Source organism: Paenibacillus sp. HGF5 (genome assembly GCF_000204455.1).
Classification (GTDB): domain Bacteria; phylum Bacillota; class Bacilli; order Paenibacillales; family Paenibacillaceae; genus Paenibacillus_AQ; species Paenibacillus_AQ lautus_A.
The window spans coordinates 1-18,567 of record NZ_AEXS01000041.1 but is presented as its reverse complement, the minus strand read 5'-3'; the positions used below and the strand labels follow the sequence as shown (position 1 = coordinate 18,567).

The 18,567-nt window shown below is 53.2% G+C and carries 15 protein-coding genes; 14 read left to right on the top strand and 1 reads right to left on the bottom strand.

Going from position 1 to position 18,567, the window contains the following annotated elements; translation table 11 throughout:
* The first annotated feature begins 276 nt into the window (after positions 1–276).
* From HMPREF9412_RS07225 to HMPREF9412_RS07175, 11 genes are all read left to right on the top strand, one after another.
* The gene (locus HMPREF9412_RS07225) at positions 277–1,332 is read left to right on the top strand and encodes an ABC transporter ATP-binding protein (RefSeq protein ID WP_009590770.1); all 1,056 of its coding nucleotides are present in this window, start codon (positions 277–279) and stop codon (positions 1,330–1,332) included.
* Positions 1,325–2,203 (top strand): carbohydrate ABC transporter permease, encoded by an 879-nt coding sequence (locus tag HMPREF9412_RS07220; protein ID WP_009590767.1) that lies wholly within the window; start codon positions 1,325–1,327, stop codon positions 2,201–2,203. Before HMPREF9412_RS07225 ends, HMPREF9412_RS07220 begins: the two co-directional genes overlap by 8 nt.
* A gap of 38 nt (positions 2,204–2,241) precedes the next feature.
* A complete protein-coding gene (locus HMPREF9412_RS07215; protein ID WP_009590747.1) occupies positions 2,242–3,075 on the top strand; it encodes a carbohydrate ABC transporter permease in 834 nt (277 codons plus the stop codon).
* Between the two features lie 61 nt (positions 3,076–3,136).
* Positions 3,137–4,450 carry an ABC transporter substrate-binding protein gene (locus tag HMPREF9412_RS07210; RefSeq protein ID WP_009590757.1) on the top strand — a complete coding sequence of 438 codons (1,314 nt, stop codon included), beginning with the start codon at positions 3,137–3,139 and terminating at the stop codon, positions 4,448–4,450.
* Between the two features lie 26 nt (positions 4,451–4,476).
* Complete coding sequence (locus HMPREF9412_RS07205) at positions 4,477–5,244, top strand: glycerophosphodiester phosphodiesterase family protein (RefSeq protein ID WP_009590762.1); 768 nt, start codon at positions 4,477–4,479, stop codon at positions 5,242–5,244.
* Entirely contained in the window at positions 5,241–6,461 is a 1,221-nt protein-coding gene (locus HMPREF9412_RS07200; RefSeq protein ID WP_009590749.1) for a sn-glycerol-1-phosphate dehydrogenase, read from the top strand. The genes HMPREF9412_RS07205 and HMPREF9412_RS07200 overlap by 4 nt, the downstream gene beginning before the upstream one ends.
* 482 nt (positions 6,462–6,943) lie before the next feature.
* The gene (locus HMPREF9412_RS07195) at positions 6,944–8,911 is read left to right on the top strand and encodes a methyl-accepting chemotaxis protein (RefSeq protein WP_009590768.1); all 1,968 of its coding nucleotides are present in this window, start codon (positions 6,944–6,946) and stop codon (positions 8,909–8,911) included.
* A gap of 209 nt (positions 8,912–9,120) precedes the next feature.
* Positions 9,121–9,981 (top strand): transporter substrate-binding domain-containing protein, encoded by an 861-nt coding sequence (locus HMPREF9412_RS07190; protein ID WP_009590759.1) that lies wholly within the window; start codon positions 9,121–9,123, stop codon positions 9,979–9,981.
* A 204-nt stretch (positions 9,982–10,185) separates the two neighbouring features.
* Entirely contained in the window at positions 10,186–11,406 is a 1,221-nt protein-coding gene (locus HMPREF9412_RS07185) for an ABC transporter substrate-binding protein (protein ID WP_009590763.1), read from the top strand.
* Between the two features lie 59 nt (positions 11,407–11,465).
* On the top strand, positions 11,466–12,332 hold the full coding sequence (locus tag HMPREF9412_RS07180) for a carbohydrate ABC transporter permease (protein ID WP_009590746.1): 867 nt from the start codon (positions 11,466–11,468) through the stop codon (positions 12,330–12,332).
* A complete protein-coding gene (locus HMPREF9412_RS07175) occupies positions 12,332–13,150 on the top strand; it encodes a carbohydrate ABC transporter permease (protein WP_009590769.1) in 819 nt (272 codons plus the stop codon). The genes HMPREF9412_RS07180 and HMPREF9412_RS07175 overlap by 1 nt, the downstream gene beginning before the upstream one ends.
* Before the next feature lie 210 nt (positions 13,151–13,360).
* Here the strand turns inward: HMPREF9412_RS07175 and HMPREF9412_RS07170 are convergent, their stop codons facing one another.
* The gene (locus tag HMPREF9412_RS07170; RefSeq protein WP_009590775.1) at positions 13,361–14,824 is read right to left on the bottom strand and encodes a carboxylesterase/lipase family protein; all 1,464 of its coding nucleotides are present in this window, start codon (positions 14,822–14,824) and stop codon (positions 13,361–13,363) included.
* Between the two features lie 203 nt (positions 14,825–15,027).
* Between HMPREF9412_RS07170 and HMPREF9412_RS07165 the strand changes: the two genes are divergently transcribed.
* From HMPREF9412_RS07165 to HMPREF9412_RS07155, 3 genes are all read left to right on the top strand, one after another.
* On the top strand, positions 15,028–16,026 hold the full coding sequence (locus tag HMPREF9412_RS07165; RefSeq protein WP_009590766.1) for a Gfo/Idh/MocA family protein: 999 nt from the start codon (positions 15,028–15,030) through the stop codon (positions 16,024–16,026).
* A complete protein-coding gene (locus HMPREF9412_RS07160; protein ID WP_009590760.1) occupies positions 16,023–17,018 on the top strand; it encodes a Gfo/Idh/MocA family protein in 996 nt (331 codons plus the stop codon). Before HMPREF9412_RS07165 ends, HMPREF9412_RS07160 begins: the two co-directional genes overlap by 4 nt.
* 285 nt (positions 17,019–17,303) lie before the next feature.
* Positions 17,304–18,203, top strand: a complete 900-nt coding sequence (locus HMPREF9412_RS07155; RefSeq protein ID WP_009590758.1) for a helix-turn-helix domain-containing protein — start codon at positions 17,304–17,306, stop codon at positions 18,201–18,203.
* The last annotated feature ends 364 nt before the right edge of the window (positions 18,204–18,567 follow it).

Below are 18,567 nucleotides of genomic sequence, written 5' to 3'. Positions count from 1 at the left end.
TGGGCTCCATTTCTATCTAGTGTACTCCCGTTATGTTAATGCCATGTTAAATCCCTTGCTGCGAAGCGAATTTACACAATCCGTACGAAGGCCTAACACTCTCCTAATATTGCAGATCTACAATCGAATTAAATAAAAATGAACAAAAGTGATCATTACATGTGCATTTGATGCGTACTTATTATCAGGTGCATGTAAGGGATTTCATGTTATGGAATCGTTCATTTTTTCGCTTGTCATGACAGCATCATTACACATTGGTGAGGGGGATCGCTCTTGGCATCCATTGAATTTGTGAAAGTGAGCAAGTCGTTTGATCGTCAAACCGTCATACAGGACTTGGATCTTACCATCGAGGACGGAAAATTCACCGTGCTGGTCGGCCCGTCAGGTTGCGGGAAAACAACGCTCCTAAGGATGATCGCGGGCATAGACCCTCAAACCTCCGGTTCCGTTCTGATCGACGGCAAGGATGTCACGCGCATTGCACCGGGGAAGCGCGGCGTGGCCATGGTGTTTCAGAACTACGCCATTTACCCGACGATGTCGGTCCGCGAGAATATCGAATTCGGCCTCGTGAACAATAAGGTTCCCAAAGCCGAGCGTAAGCGACTGGTGGAAACCATAGGGGCAACCGTGGGACTGAACGATTATTTAGACCGCAAGCCCTCCACCTTGTCCGGCGGGCAACGGCAGCGGGTGGCTTTAGCCCGGGCCATGGTTAAGGATCCGTCCGTCTTCCTGATGGATGAACCGTTGTCCAATCTGGACGCCAAGCTGAGGGTTCAGATGCGGATCGAGCTGATCGAGCTGCACAAGAAGCTCGGGACGACCTTTGTTTACGTGACCCATGACCAAATCGAGGCCATGTCGATGGCGGATACCATCGTGCTGATGAACAATGGGGTCATTCAGCAGGAGGCGCCGCCCGAGGTGGTGTACCGCAAGCCCAGCAATCTGTTTGCGGCCCAGTTCATCGGGGTTCCTCCCATGAACATTGCGCCGCTGGGGGACGATCGCGCGACTTTCGGGTTCCGTCCGGAAAGCGTTGTGATCGGCACGGAACCGGAATCGTTTCACTACACGGCCAAGGGCGAGGTCATCACGCGAGAAATGCTGGGCTCCGAGACGATTTATCAGGTGAAGACGACCGATGGTCATGCATTCATGGTGAAATGTCCGGATGACAGATACCATGTCGATCAGCAAGTCTGTCTCGGCGTGCCGGCCGACCAATTGTTTTTCTTCGGTCCGGATGAGAACCGGGTGGACGAGAAGGACAACCGCCACAGGGAGTTCATGGAGCGGCTGAGAGGGCTGGCCCATGGATAAGAGGAGGATCTGGGAAGGGATCAGGCCCTATGTGCTGATCGCGCCAGCCATGGCGGGTATCCTGCTGTTCGTGATGTATCCGGTAGGTTATTTGATTTACTTAAGCTTGTTCAAATACAACCTGATGAACAAAGACAAGAGCAAATTTGTCGGATTGGACAATTTCACGCAGATTCTCGGGCGCGGGGATTTCTACAAAGCACTCTGGAACACCTCCGTCTATACGGCCGGGGTCGTCATTTTGACCATGCTGCTGTCCCTGCTGATCGCCGTATGGCTGAACAAGAAAGGCCGTTTCAATTCGATCGTCCAGGCCGGGATTTTCACGCCGCACGTCGTATCCATCGTATCGATCTCGCTGGTCTGGCTGTGGCTGATGGAGCCGAATCAAGGACTGCTCAACTATCTGCTCAAGCTGGTTGGACTCCCGCCGTCGGCATGGCTTCAAAGCTCCAAGACCGCGTTGATATCGGTCATTATCGTGTCGGTCTGGCAGGCCATCGGCTATTACACCCTGATTATCGTGGCAGCCTTGCAGAGCATATCGCCGAGCATTTATGAAGCGGCCGCGCTGGATAATGCGAGCAAGTTCAAGGTGTTTTACAAAATCACACTGCCGATGATTTCGCCGCAGCTGTTTTTTATTCTCATCATCATGACGATCGGCTCCTTCAAGGTATTCGACACCGTTCAGGTGATGACAGGCGGAGGACCGAACAATGCAACGACAACGCTTGTGTATTACATATACGGATTCCGAACGACCAATATCGGTTATTCGGCCGCGACAGGCGTTGTGCTCATGGCCATTATCGGATTTCTCACGTTCATCTATTTCCGGCTGTTATCCAAGAAGGTCCACTATCAATAAGGCTATAAGGCTTTGGCCACGAAGAAAGGAGGCACGGTTTGAAGACCTTTGACTTAAAAATCGTATGGACGGCGCTGGGCTATTTGCTGAAGGCTGCAGTGCTCATGATTTTCATCTTTCCGTTCCTGTGGATGATCTCCACATCGCTCCAGACATTCCGGGAGACGATGACGTTTCCGCCGACGTGGATTCCGGCTTCGCCGCAGTGGGGGAATTTCGCGGAAGCGATGAATGCGGGGCCTTTCCTGACCTATTTCAGGAACTCGGTTGTCGTCACCGGCTCCATCATCGTACTGCAGTTCCTGATCATGATTCCGGCTGCGTATGCTTTTGCCAAGTATAAATTCCCGGGAAAAACGCTGCTGTTCGGGATGATCCTACTGGCCTTCATGATCCCGGGGCAGGTTACGTTCATCCCGGTTTATCTGATGATGGCGGATTGGGGATTGGTCAAAACCTTGCTCCCGCAGATTATTCCGTTCATTTCGAATGCCTTCGGCATCTTCCTGCTGCGGCAATACTTCATGCAGATTCCGGAGGAAATCATCGAAGCGGCCCGTCTGGATAACGCCAGCGAATTCAAAATCATCCGGAAGATCATGATTCCCATGTCGAAGCCGGCACTTGCCACCATTGCGCTGTTCAGCTTCGTCAGTCACTGGAACGACTATTTCTGGCCGCTTGTCATGACCGATTCGGCAGCCGTCCGGCCGCTGACCTTGGGGATCGCCATGCTGCGGGAGACCGAGGGCATCAGCAACTGGCATATCATCATGGCTGGCAACGTGATTCTGGTAGTGCCCATCCTGCTTGTCTATTTGTTCTGTTCGAAGCACATCGTGAAGGCATTTGTTTATTCAGGCATTAAATAATTACAGGAAATGACAGGTTTCAGCCATTCATAATCGAATAATTAATGGAGGAATGAATCACATGAAATCCAAATGGTATACACGCCTATCCGTCATCCTGCTGTTCAGTTTGCTTGCCGCATGCGGTGGAGGAGGTTCGGCTGAGCCCGGCGAAGCGCCGGGAAGCGGGGGAACCGAAGCCCCGTCCGGAGACAAGGGGAAAACCACGGTACAGTTCTGGCACTCGCTGGGAGGCAAGAACGGGGAATACATGGACGCGCTCATTCAGCGCTTTAATGCATCCCATGAGGATATCGAAGTCGTAGGCACCTTCCAGGGCAGCTACGACGAAACGGTAACCAAGCTGCAGCAGGCCATTGCATCCGGCACCGGCCCGGATGTCAGCATGCTCGAGCGAGCCTACATCCAGATGTTCGCGGATTCGGAGGTCCTCGAGGATCTGACGCCTTTTCTTGAAGGCTCCGGCATCAGCGCAGACGACTTCACTGCCGGTTTAATGGGACACTCCACCTTCAATGATCAATTGGTGTCGCTGCCGCTGAACCGTTCCACCCCGATCCTGCACGTGAACAAAACCCTGCTGGATGAGCTCGGGCTTCAAATCCCGACGACATGGGAGGAAATGAAGGAGGTCGCGAACGCGCTGGTGGTCAAGGAAGGCAGCGAGTATAAGCGATACGGCGTCACGATGCCTTACGACACTTGGTATCCGATTGCCATGATTTCGCAAGCCGGCGGCACGTTCTTCAATGACGACAATACGTCGATCGGCTTTTCGGATAACGGTGCCGGTGCCAAAATGTTCACTTACCTGAAAGACCTGCAAAGCACGGGCGCTTTGTATTATCCGCCCGCTCAGGATTCCGGAAACATCGTAAACAGTATGTTTGTGGAAGGCAAAGTCGGGATGATGTACCAATCCACGGGATCGATCGGCGGATTGTCCAGCGCGGTGGATTTCGATTACGTGACGGCATTCCTGCCTAAGGACGAAGTGTATGCGAATCCGACCGGAGGCGCGAATGTGACGATGCTGTCTTCTTCCAAAAACAAGGAAGCGGCATGGGAGTTCATCCGGTGGATGGAGATGGAAGAGGAAGGCGCTCTTGAATTTATATTGCAATCCGGTTACCTGCCTTTCACGAAGAAGATGGTGGAGTCAGATAAGATCCAAGAACTGTGGGCCAAAGAACCGAACCGCAAAGTCGCCTATGATCAGCTGGAATTCGCTACAGATACCAATAAGGATGTGGCATGGCCTGAGATTATGCATGAGTTCTTCTCGGCCATGGAAGCGATCATGTATGACAGCAAGGATATCCCGGCAACACTGGATACCTTCAAGAAAGAGACGGAGCGGATTCTGGCCCAATAACAACAGGTAAAGGAGTGGCAGGATATATGATCGAACGACTACGGGAACCATCCTCTATGATGGTGGCTGCACATCGCGGGTATAAATCGGCTTATCCGGAAAATACGCTGCTGGCCTTTCGCAAGGCACTGGAGTTAGGCGTTGACATGCTGGAGTTTGATCTTCGGCTGACGAAGGATAAGGAGGTGGTGGTTATCCATGATGCGACGGTTCAGCGTACGACCAATGGTGCCGGCGAGGTAAGGGATTATACGCTTGCGGAGCTGAAGGCTTTGGATGCGGGCAGCTGGTTTGCCCGGGAATTCGAAGGCTTGAAGATCCCGACGCTTACGGAGCTTTGCGAACTGCTTCGGGAATACCCCGAGGTTCTATGCAACGTGGAGATTAAGCCCAGTCCCGATGCCCAAGAGGCCGCCGACCTGGCGATGGACATACTGAACCGGTACGGGTACCTGCCGCGCTGCGTATTCACCTGCTTCGATGCTCAGGTTCTGACCTATATCCATGAAACGCATGGCCAAAAGACTCAGGGGTTTCCGGGCGAGAAAATGTCCGGCTTTGACTTCGGAGAGGAGGGCACCTACGCCAAAATGTGGGGGATCGGCGTGGAGATGTCACTGCTTACGCCGGAACTCGTTGCCGGGTTCCAGGCACAGGGTCTGCTGGTCTGGAGCTATTGCCCGGACGATGAGCAGGGCGTCCGGTATTCGCTGGAGTGCGGGGTTACCGGCATGACCTGCAATGACCCGCTGCCGGCGATGGCGGTAACCGGAAAGAAGGGTGCGCGGATATGACCTCCATTTTATCGAATGTCCGGAGTCTAGCAGCGGATTTACCGGCCCATCAGCTTGCGAATCTGGACGAAGTAGAGCTGGTTCAGATCCAGCACGGAGCATTAGACGAGGTGGCGGGCTACCTTGAGACGAAAAGGTGGACCTCGGTGGTCATGGTCGTGGACGGCAATACCTATGACCAAGCGGGCCAGAGGCTTTTGAATCTGCTCGCGAAATCCTCGATTGGGGTCCAGGTCACCCGGCTGCTTCCGGATCGGAAGGGAGATGTCATCGCGGATGAAGTATCCCTGATCCAGGTCATATTGGATATCCAGCATAGCGGAGCGAAGGCGGTGCTGGCGGTAGGCGGAGGGACGATTCACGATATTAGCCGTTACGCCGCCTATACCGCGGGCGTTCCGTTCATCTCCATACCTACGGCCGCATCGGTGGATGGATTTAATTCCAAGGGAGCGCCAGTCATTGTACGGGGCGAGAAGATAACGATTCCGGCCATCGGACCAAGCGCGATATTCGCGGACGTCGATATTCTCATGGCTGCTCCCTCCCAGTTAACCGCCGCCGGATTCGGGGATATGCTGGGCAAGTACACATCGCTGTTCGACTGGAAGTTCGGCAGTTTGGTGGCCGACGAGCCATATTTGAAAATTTCGGCGGATATGACGAAATCCGCGCTCAGCCAGTGCGTGAACGCGGTGGAACAGATTGCGAAGCGGAGCGAGGATGGCGTACGCATCTTGATGGGGGCGCTCGTCGAATCCGGCCTGGCGATGCTGCTGTTCGGCCAATCCCATCCGGCTTCGGGTTCGGAGCATCACCTGTCCCATTATTGGGAGATGGAGTTTATCCGTCTAGGGAAGAAACAGCTGCTGCACGGTGCCAAAGTAGGAGCCGCTTGCGTGGAAATCTCGAAGCTGTATCATCGTATCGGAGAGCAGGGGATTGAGCTGAATGGAGGCTCCTCCCCGGGCGCGGAAGATATAAAACGGCGAATGGCGCTGCAGTGGAACGACATCCGGTCGCATATTACGCAGCTCCCGGAGCCGGAAGTGCTGGGCGACCTGATGCGCATGGTAGGCGGCCCGGCCGGGGTGTCGGAGCTTCCGATCGGCGATGAGCTGCTGGAACGAAGCCTGGCTGAAGCCCACAAGGTTCGATACAGCCGCTATACGCTGCTCCATGTTTACAACGAACAAAGATCCTTATTTGTCCATTAAGGCAGGTTAAGGGTCGACGAATGAAATAAGGCTGTCCCTCAAGCAGATCCTTCTGCTTCAATGGGGCAGCCTTTTTGGCTTTTCTGCAGCTGTGATTCCGCGCGGCTTTCGGAGACGGCCAGCCGCCCCAAAGACTGAGGGTGGTGCCGCCGCAGCCGATCGCCAACAAGGTCTAAAGATATATGTAATTTCTTTCATTTAAAATAGGCATTTAGAACTATCACCCATCTATTTTTACATAAACGACCTAAAAGTCGAATTATGTAAAAAGTTTCGCCAAACTCTCAAATATTGGACAAATGCTACCGATAACTTATAAAGCGGAGTCTTATCTCCCCATTTTACACCAACATTTTTCGACATTGCCTGTTCGTTTTTGTATGTGGAGAGAAAGTCCTTACAGAAAAAAGAGCACTTGCAAAAATTTTGGACGAATGATCGGATAGGACCAAAGCGCTACTTATTGGGGGAGGATTTACAGCATGCTAAAGAGTCTTAAGCAAAAGATGATTACAATGATTTGTTTGCTCTTGCTAGTCAGTCTTGGATCCGTTTTTGCCGTAACTTACAGTCGGTCATCTGACTTGCTGCAGGAGAGCCTGGACAAGGAAGCGCAGCTTAGCGCGGAGAAGCTGGCGCTTCAGATCGACCAGTTTCTTGATGTAGAGATTGCCAAGGTGGAAAGCATCGGGAAATTCATTACGGGTAACAAAGAGCAAGATCTGCAGTTGATTCAGGCTGCGCAGGAAGTGAACAAGGAATTTGAGACCTTCTTCTTCTCGTACGATTTGACGGGGAAGAACGTCATTAACTTTCTGGGCGAGGTGACCGACGTGTCCGACCGCGTCCATTATCAGGAAGCCGGGAAGGGCGAAGGCAAGCTGGTCGTGTCGGAGCCGGTGCTATCCAAGCGGACGGGCAACAACATCGTTACGATGATCATTCCGCTGATGAAGGATGGAAAACAGTACGGCTACATGGGCTCCACCCTTCCAATTAACGAAGTACAAAAAACGGTATCCTCCCAAACGTTCGGAGACACCGGATATGCTTTTCTTCTGAGCAAATCGGGGACGTTCATGTGGTATCCGCAAGAGGAGCTTGTCCTTCAATCAAACGTGAAGGACGTTGACAGCGCCGAATTGACGAAGGCCTACGAAGAGGTCAGCCAGGGCAGACCAGGCGAGTTCGATTATGTATTGGAAGGTACCGAGTATTCGGCGGCTTATGCACCGTCCAACTTGAACTGGGGGGTCTTCGTGACGGCACCGACCCATGAGCTGAATGCTCCGATCAAGGAGATGTCGTTTACGTTAGTCATTATCTCGGTTGCCGCCCTGGTCGTATCCGCCGCTGCAGCAATTTGGTTCACGGCCCAGATCGTCCGGCCGATCCGCAGGCTCAATACGGCTGTGAAGGAAGTCGCGGCAGGCGATTTGACCAAGACCATTCAGGTTAGCGGCAAGGATGAGGTGGCCGTACTTTCGAGTGATTTTAATCAGACGGTATCGCATCTGAAGCATTTGGTCCTCGGCGTGAACGATTCCTCCCGCCAGGTCATGTCGGTTACGGAAACCGTCTCGAGCGGGGTGGATACGGCCATGGACAGCGTGGACCGAATCGGGTCCTCCATTCGCCAGATTGCCAGCGGTGCGCAAGCCCACGCCTCAAGCTCCAACGAAATCGCGACGTCCATGAGCGACATGGCCAGCGGGATCGTCAAAATCGCCGAGACGTCCTCGATGGTGTCCGAAGCCGCGCAGGAAGCTGCCAGCCAAGCGGAGACCGGATCGGTTGTCGTTGAGCAAGCCGTGAAACAGATCGGCAACATCGGCGCAGGTACGTCCAAGGTGGGCACGGCCATTGAGCGTTTGAATGAGCGTTCCTCGGAAATCGAACAAATTCTGAGCTTTATCACGGAAGTCACCTCCCGGATCCGTCTGCTGTCCCTGAACGCTTCCATCGAGGCTGCCAGAGCGGGCGAGCACGGACGCGGCTTTGCGGTCGTGGCTGAAGAAGTCAAGAAGCTGGCTGGACAGTCCGAGGTTTCGACCGATCAGATCGCGAAGCTGATTACGGAAATACGCGAGGACACGATCAACGCGGTACAGGTCATGGACGTCAGCCGTAAGGATGTACAGGACGGCATTGCGTTGATTGAAGATGTGCGCGAGAAATTCGATAACATTCTGAATGCGACCCGCAACGTGGCGGATCACATTCTGGAAGTATCGGCGGCATCCGAAGAAATGTCCGCTGGATCGGAACAGGTCAGCGCTTCGGTTGAAGAGCTGAAATCCATTGCGGATCTGACTTCCAATGACGCACAGAACGTGACGGCTGCGATGGAAGATCAGATTGCAACCATCAAGGAGATTTCAAACTCCGTTAAACAACTGGAGACGGTTGCTCAAGAGCTCAGCAAAGAGCTTGGCAAATTCAGTCTCTAGCATTCCCTGGATCTTACGGACCTGTGCGTAAGGGGACTTGAGAGGGGGGATGCCTGGAAGGAAACGGTTCGAATCGCAAGCATGCGAAGCAGTAAGTCAGAGAAAGTACAAGCAAGAAGAGGTTCAGCGTGTTTAAGGCAGATCGATGCCACTGCCAACCAAGGGGCATCAAGAAGTACAACTAGAAGAAAACTGGAGGAAACGAAAACATGGCTAAGAATTGGAAAAAGGTATTAATAGCAGGGGTAGTCAGCTTATCATTGGTAGCAACGGGCTTTGCGGCAAACGAGGTCCTTACATCGCCGGAAGTATCGGCTAAATCCGCTTCGACCAATGCACCTGGTCAACTGAAGAAGCAAGCGGCTTCCCAGCTTGACGAAATTATCGAAAGAGGCTACATCCGGGTTGGTATGACAGGGGATTACAAACCGTTTACATATTTGAATCCTGCTACAAAAGAGTATGAAGGTTATGATGTTGACGCCATGGAAGAGCTCGGTAAAGACCTTGGCGTGGAAGTACGCTACGTCAACACGACTTGGTCCAACATGATGAAGGACTTGCAGGCTGATAAGTTCGACATCGCAGTGGGCGGCGTTACCCGCAACACGGCTAGACAAAAAACGGCTTATGTATCCCAAGGGTACATTTCCTTCGGTAAAGCTCCATTGATCCGTGCAGAAGACAAAGACAAATACCTGACGGTTGAAGATATCAATAAACCCTCGGTTCGCATCGGCGTGAATCCGGGCGGAACGAACGAAGTATTCGTGCGCGAGCACTTGACCAAAGCGAATGTGACGGTTGTTCCGAACAACCTGGATATCCCGCATTTGGTAGCAGACGGTACGTATGACGTGATGATCACCGATACAATCGAAGCGATTACGTATGCGAAGGCGGATTCCAGACTGTATGCCGCTTTGACGGACAAGCCGTTCACGAACAGCGAAAAAGGCTACATGATTCCTCGCGGCGACTTTGAATATGCAAGCTATCTGGAAATGTGGATCGACGAAATGAAGCTGCAAGGCAAGTTTGCGGACATTCATAAAAAATGGCTGGAGTAGGTTGGATCAGGCTATAAACAGATAGCCAATCCTTGCCAGCAGATCAGGTTGAAGAGCCTGATCTGCTGGCTTTTTTGTTTTGTCCCATTAGGTGAAGAGAGCGTCGCCTCGGCGTCCGGGAGGTTTACCAACCAAGCAAATAGGGTAGTAAATTAACATGGACATCGACCATATAACATCAGGATAGGAAACGGGGGGCAGACCATGAAGCTAGCTAAATGGATTGCGGCGTGTTTGATGACCGTAGGGATGCTGACCGCTTGCGGCGCTCAAGAGGACTCAGGACGCGTGCAGATTGAGTTTTTTCAGAACAAGCCTGAAGCGAAAGGCTCCTTTGATGCACTCATCGAGAAATTTAACGAGTCCCAATCCGAGATCAAGGTGGTTCAGGTAAATCCGCCGGATGCGGAGACGGTGCTCAAGACAAGGGTCGTCAAGAATGACATTCCCGACATTATCGGCATGGGGGCAACCGATACGTATTCATTGCTGGCCCAAAGCGGCATATTTATGGATTTGACGGATAACCCGCTGCTGAGCCGGGTGGATGAGACTTATGTCCAGATGCTGAAGGACGTAGCTGGCATGGACGAGGTTACGGGCATTCCCTATTCCACTAACGCTAACGGCGTCATGTACAATAAGGAAATTTTCAAGGAGCTGGGGCTCAGCGTTCCCAAGACCTGGGACGAGCTGCTGGCTACGGCGCAGAAGGCCAAGGATGCGGGGAAAATCCCGTTTTATTTCACATATAAAGACGATTGGCAGACGGTGCTGCCGTTTAACGCATTGGCTTCCAACCTGGAAGGCATTGAATTTTACATGGATCGGCGGGAAGGCACCGTAACGTTTGCCGAGAAATACCGGGAGATTGCGGAGAAGCAGCTCGCGCTGATGGATTATGGCCATGGGGACAACTTCGGCAAAAACTACGCGGACGGGAACCGGGATTTCGCGAGGGGAGAATCCGCCATGTATATCCAGGGAACCTGGGCCATACCGGAAATCCGGAAGGCGAATCCGGATGCGCCGATCGGCTTCTTTCCGCTGCCGACTGGCGATCGTCCGGAGGAGAACAAACTGATTTCGGGCGTGGATACCTTACTGGCTATTTCCGAGGATTCGAAGCATAAAGAGGAGGCTCAGCGTTTCATTCAATTTCTGCTGGAGCCTGAGAATAGCAAGCAATATATAACGGAGCAAACGCTGTTCTCCACCGTGGAGGGCGTGAAGCAGGAGGATCCCGCCGTCGCAGAGCTGCTGCCATATCTGGAGCGGGGCCAGGTCATCGATTTTGCCGACCACTACATTCCCGCGGCGGTGCAGCTGAACTCGGTGATCCAATCCTTCCTCCAGAACGGGGATATCGACGGGTATCTGAAGAAGCTGGACACCGAATGGGACAAGGTAGCTGACAGGCGTTAACGGGCGGAAGGCGGTATTTTCTTCACACGATATCCAAGAAGCATTGAGGAGGACCCAACATGAACAAGCGGCTTATGCCTTATTACTTGATGACCGTGCCGGCGGTCGTGCTGTTCTTCGTATTTTTGACGCTGCCGGCTTTGCAGGGGGTGTATTACTCCTTCACGAACTGGAACGGATTCGGCGATAACTTCGACTTCATCGGTTTCAAGAATTACGTCAATCTGTTCAAGGATGGCAACGTGGGCAATGCGTATTGGTTCACATTCAAATTCGCGGTCGTCGTCACCATCCTCATCAACATTTTCAGTCTGCTGATTGCCATGGGCCTGAACGCCAGAATCAAGGCGAGGAATTTCTTTCGGGGCATCTATTTTCTTCCGAATATTCTGAGCGTGCTGATTGTAGGTTACATATTCAACTATCTGTTCTCGAATGTGTTCACCATTTGGGGACAGAACCTGGGGATCGGGTGGTTGTCGACCAATATCCTGGGCAGTGAACAGCATGCTTGGATCGGCATCGTGGTGGTCGCGGTATGGCAGGGCATTGCCTACAACACGATTCTGTATCTTGCCGGGCTCCAGACCATTCCCGGTACGCTTTATGAGGCTTCCAATCTTGACGGAGCGAACCGGTGGCAGGAGTTCTGGAAAATAACGTTCCCGCTGATCGCGCCGTTCTTTACGATCAACATGGTGCTGGCGATGAAGAATTCACTGATGGTCTTCGATCAGATCGTAGCCCTCACCAACGGCGGCCCGGGGCGGGCAACGCAGTCCATCTCTCACCTGATATATACCGGCGGCTTCGAGGGAGGCGAGTTTGCTTACCAATCGGCTAACTCCGTGATCTACTTCATCCTGATTGCCACGATATCCATTGTGCAGATTCGGTTCCTGCAGAGAAGAGAGGGGGACATGTAATGCGGACGAAAACCAACTGGACGGTGATGATTCTCATCACATTGGGAACGATATTGATCCTGTTCCCGTTGTATATGACGATTACGATTGCGCTCAAAACGCCGGAGGACATGCTGGCATCGGTGTTCGGCCTGCCGAAAGACCTGCATTTCGAGAATTTCGCGAACGCCATAAAAATGACGAATTTCTTCAATGCGCTGGGCAACAGCGCCATGGTGACAACGGCCACGGTGGTGCTGACCCTGCTGACGAATTCGCTCGTCGCGTATGCCATTGCCCGCAATATGAACCGGAAGTTCTTCAAAGGCTTGTACTTCTATTTCATCAGCGCGATGTTCATTCCGTTCCCGATCATTATGCTGCCGCTGGTCAAGCTGACGGCCGGGTTCCATATGACGAATCTGGTCGGGCTCACCATCCTGCATACCGTTTATGCCTTGGCGTTTAACGTATTTGTGTACGTAGGTTATATTAAATCCATCCCGGTTGCGTTGGAGGAAGCGGCCCGAGTGGACGGCACGTCGACTTGGGGAACATTCTGGAGAATCATATTCCCGATCATGGCCCCGATCAATGCGACGGTGGGCATTCTGATCTGCCTCTCGACCTACAATGACTTCCTGCTGCCGCTCATCATTATCAGCGATACGAATTCCTACACGCTGCCATTGGTGCAGTATATATTCCAAGGGCAGTTCAACACGGACTTCAATCTGGCCTTTGCCTCCTATCTGATGGCGATGCTGCCGATGATCATCATCTATCTGTTCGCGCAAAAGTGGATCATCAACGGCATTACGCAGGGGGCTGTAAAATAAGGCGGCTACGCATTTCTTAGGAGCACTTAGTCCTCTCAGTCCTTCGCTGCAGCAGGGGGCTGCGGAGCCCGCAATCAGCAGTAAGTCCTTGTACGACCCATCATAACGAAAAGCTGTATTCCGGCATGCTGTCATGCCTGGAATACAGCTTTTTTGATGCTACCAGGGTTCCAATCGATAAAGGATTCCCTGGTTCATGACGTGTCGCTATTATAATTGCAGCATGTTCCGCTTCTCCGCATCCGGGTCCTCGATGATCCTGCTGTCGTTGTTGAATATCATCGTTGAACGCAAAGCCGGATCATAAGCTGGCCACGGCAGCGCCTCCGTATCCGGCGAGCCGTTCCGCGCAAAGGCAATCCAGGCATCCTGGATCCGGTCCGACAGGGCTTGCGTGGCCGCATCGACTTGAACGCCGATGTTCTCAAACAGCGCCAGCGTGTTGAATACAAACGGGATTTCCAGCGCATGCATCGCTTTGCCGAGCACCGGATGGTCCGGCAAGGTCCAATCGAACCGATACATCCATACCGGCGCGTGTTTGCACTGTGCGGAAGCGAATTGCAGGGCCGAGCGCCAGAAGTACAGATCGGTCATAATCTGGGCATGTCCGTCGATGCTGTACGGGTATTCCTTGGTGATGGGGGCGGCATCCTCAATGCCGGTCATCATCTCCACGGTGCGGACAAGGACGTCTTCCTTCACAAGCGGCATGTCCGGCCGGAAGAACAAAGCCCCTTCATCGAGATTCGTCCCAATCAGGATCGGTACGTCCTTGGCCCATCCCGATTGAATGGCCTGCAGCGGATCATGCGGCAAAGTGTCCGGATCCAGAACCGGCTGAAAGATCATGTTGACGCCGGGTCCGATCTGCTTCTTCAGCCTTTCCCCGGCTTCGAATATCGACTCGCCTGTCAGGGAATCCAGCTGATGGATTTTGTCAGGCGTAATGCCCAGCTCTTTAAGCAAGCCGGCCGTTATCATCCGTGCCTGTTCCGGAACCATGACCTGGGCAGCGCCGCTCTCCATGATCGCCCGGTGGAACAGTCCCTTGGCTGCAGGCATCGCCAGTAACGCTGCAATGCTCATGCTGCCCGCTGATTCCCCGAATACCGTAACCCGCTCCGGATCGCCGCCGAAGGCCGCGATATTGTCCCGCACCCATTCCAGGGCAGCGACCTGGTCCAATAAACCGGTATTGGAGGAATAGGCTTCGCCGTATGGAGAGAGATGGAGAAAGCCGAGGGGACCCAGCCGGTAATTGAGGGTAACCACGATCACGTCTCCGCGGAGAACGAAGGGCGCGCCGTTATAGCTTGGCAAGCTGCCCGAGCCTGTGACAAAAGCGCCCCCGTGAATCCATACCATGACGGGCAGCGGCTCCGCCGGCATGTTCCGGGGTGCCCACACATTGAGATATAGGCAATCCTCGGATACCGTCTTGGTCACGCCGCCGCCAAGCATGCTGGATGTGGATTCAAGCGGCTGAAGGCACATGGGACTGAAAGCGGTAGTTTCTCTAATCCCGTTCCATGAATCGGGGGGCACAGGAGAACGGAACCGCAGCGGGCCAACCGGTGGCTTCGCATAGGGAATTCCCTTCCATACGCGCACTCCGTTTTCCGTAAGGCCTTGAATGCGCCCGTCTTTCGTTTGTACGACAAGTTCTGACATGTTCTCGCTACACCCTTTCTCTCTGCTCTATATATACACTTTACCAAGTTAGCGGCATAAGTTCAAAAAAGCACGAATCCTGAGGAATACAGGCAGGAATGTCATGTTACATGAAGAATGTAACAGGGTGGGCGGTATCGCGGACGGCGGATACGGCATCACCTGATGATCCATGTCATTATAGGCATACTGGAGGGATAAGCATGAACATAGCGATATTGGGCTGCGGCACGATGGGGACGGCCTATGCGCACAATTTGGCGAAAATGCCGGGAGTAACGGTGACGGGCGTGGTTGATATAAACGCCGAACGAGCGGAGCGCGCTGCAGCTTTGACCGGGGCGAAGGCATACACGGATGTAGAGTCGCTGTTTGAACAAAAAGATTTGGAAACGGTTGCGGTGTGTCTGCCCACCTATCTCCACAAACCGTTTGTGCTGAAACTGGCTGAAAAAGGGCTGCATGTCATCTGCGAAAAGCCGGCAGCATTAACGCTGGAGGATGCGCAGGAGATGAAGGCGGCCTGCGAGAAGCACGGAGTCCGGTTGTTTATCGGACATGTCGTCCGGTTCTTCCCGAACTATCACGATGCCTATCGGCAGGCCCGCTCGGGCAATATCGGAACGCCGAAGATGGCTCACTTTAAGCGGTACGGTTCCTACCCGCAGGGAATGGATGGATGGTACAACGACCCTGGCAAGAGCGGCGGCGTCATCATGGATCTGATGATTCATGACATCGATTTTGCCTGCTGGCTGTTCGGGGAAGTGGAGTCGGTTTATGCTTCGACCGTGAAGCAGGCCGAGCCGCAGATGGAGTACGCCCAGCTTACACTTCATTTTAAAAATAGCGCCATCGCGAGTCTAACCGGATATTGGGGGTATCCCGGTCCATTTACGACGCAGTTCGAGATCTCGGGAGACCAAGGCATCGTACGATTCGACAGCAATCAGGTACAGTCCCTGGACTTGAAATTGGCTAGCGCCGAGGCCGGGGAGGGAGCTGCTGTGCAGGTTCCTTCCAGTCCGAGCCTCCATGACCCTTATTATAACGAGGTGCAGCATTTTATCGAGTGCATCCGAAACGGCAGCGAGCCGCTCGTCAGCATCAAGGATGCTTGCTACGCCGTTGAAATCGCTCAGGCAGCGGAGCAATCGGCACAAACTGGACAGCCCGTGATGATCGGAGGGACGGTTTCATGAAAAAGGTGAAAGTAGGGTTTATCAGCTTTGCCCATATGCATGCGGCAAGCTATCTCTTTGGCATGCTGAAGCGGGATGACGTCGAGGTGATCGGAATCGCGGATGAAGACGCGGAGCGCGTTCGTCCTTACTCCGTGGACCGGGGGATTCCGTATTATGCCGACTATAATGAATTGCTGGCACAAGAACTGGATGCCGTTGTCATTTGTTCGGAGAACGCGCGTCATGCGGAAATTACCAAACGCGCCGCAGCGGCGGGCAAGCACGTGCTTTGCGAGAAGCCGCTGGGCCTATCGGAAGCCGAGATGCTGGAGATGATTCAGGTATGCAAGGATAACGGCGTTCAGCTCATGACCGCTTTTCCTTGCCGATATATTTCGTCCGTGCGCCAGGCGAAGGAAGCGATTGACGCAGGGCAGATCGGCGACATTTTGGCTATGAAGGGAACCAACCGGGGAACCATGCCGGGCGGCTGGTTCATTGAACGGGAGAAATCGGGCGGCGGCGCCGTATTGGATCATACCGTCCATGTGATGGATCTGATGCACTGGTTTACCGGCAGCAAGGCCGAGGAAGTGTACGCCCATGCGGAAACGCTGTTCAACGATACCGAGATTGACGACGCCGGCATGGTCCACGTCAAATTCGCGAACGGCGTCGTGGCCGTGCTGGACCCAAGCTGGTCCCGCAACCGCACCTTCCCGACATGGGGGGACGTAACGCTTGAGATCATCGGCACCAAAGGCGTGCTGAACATTGATTCTTTTGCCCAGAAAAACGATGTATACAGCGATGTGACCGGTAAAGCGTCGTGGAGCTTCTGGGGCGATGATATGGACGAAGGTCTCGTCAACAGCTTTGTCGAAAGCATCCGCGACGGCAAGCCGGTCGAAATTACCGGGGAAGACGGCTATCTCTCCGCCCGGGTTGCCATTGCAGCGTACGAGTCCGCAAGCACCAAGCGCACCGTTCGGCTGAAGCCGCAGGGATAGTGCGGTTGTGCCGATAAAACCGGGGAACGGGGAATTCCCGTTATGCAATTTAAGCTCCTTCGATTTTCGTAATCGAAGGAGCTTTTTTATATGAGAACAATGGGGCTTCAAAGGATGAGCGTACCTGAATCGCAAGCAGAGGGTCTCCGCTATCTCGCTACCTCCGCTATTTCCGGCAAGACCTCCGAGAACATGCGCTGACCGACAGTTTTCTTATGTTGGCAAAAAAGATCAAAAACGCCCTGGTCCCTTTTGGTATCCTTAATAACAAAGGAGGGCCTGACCTTGAGTACCCAGCGTATTATCCAAAAGAGCATCGCGTACATGGAGCAGCATCTGGAGGAGCAGCTGACCCTCGCGGATATTGCATCCTATGCCGGTTTTTCGCCGTATCATTTCCACCGCTTGTTTCGGAGGGAGGTCGGCATGAACATCGCGGATTACCTTAGAAAACGAAGGCTCTGTTATGCGGCGCAGTTCCTGCTGCACACTGAGGCTGCGATTATCGACATTTCCCTGCACTGCCACTTCGAGAGTCAGGAGTCGTTTACGAGAGCATTCAAAAAATTGTACGGCATGCCGCCGGGGCGTTACCGTAAAATCTTTGCGGTTCACGCTCAACACTCAAGCTACCAAAAAGGAGAGGATCATATGCAGCAGCAAACGCAATCCGCATTAAAAGGCTGGTTCCTAAGCGGAAGCCACCCTCAAGATTATGAGATCGGCGTCGACCGGACCACCGTCCACCAAGGAAGCACCTCGGGTTACTTAAGAGCCCTTACGCCGATGGAGGATGGAGCTTTTGCTACCATGATGCAGCAGTTCAAAGCCGGCAAGTATGCGGGCAAGCGGATGCGGTTCTCCGGATTTGTCAAAACCGAAAACGTGAAGGACTATTGCGGGCTGTGGATGCGCGTCGACAATCGCGCCGAAGACGTGCTCCAGTTCGATAATATGAATGACCGGCGCATCGTAGGCAGCACGCACTGGAATCACTATACGATCGTGCTCGACGTACCCGAGGACAGCGCGACGATCTCGATCGGTGTTCTGCTGATGGGGGCAGGGAAGGTGTGGGTAGACAGCTTCCGCTTTGAAGAGGTGGATCTCAGCGTACCGACGACGAACCTCGATTTTCACTATGAGCTGCTTGAGGAGCCCGCCAATTTATCGTTTGAAGAGTGAAGCATGGGGAGATGCACCCATCTACGGAAATGATTGATCTTGGCTCGTTGAGGGATAGGGGATTCCCCATACAACCATTAGGCAGAAGTCTCTCCATACCGGAGGGCTTCTTCTTGCCTTGGACGATGGCTTGCATCATGATATTCATGGGGGGTGTTTGACCGCTGAGCACTGGCCAGATCGAGAACCATTTAAAGCATGAATATAGCCAAAGGAGGGTGTGCCATGCAGGTGATTACACTATGCGGCTCCACCAAGTTTAAAGCGCAATTTCGAGAAGCCGAAGCTTCGCTTACGCTTAGCGGACATATCGTCCTAAGCGTTGGATTTTTTGAGCAGAGCGACGGAATCGAGATCACGGAGC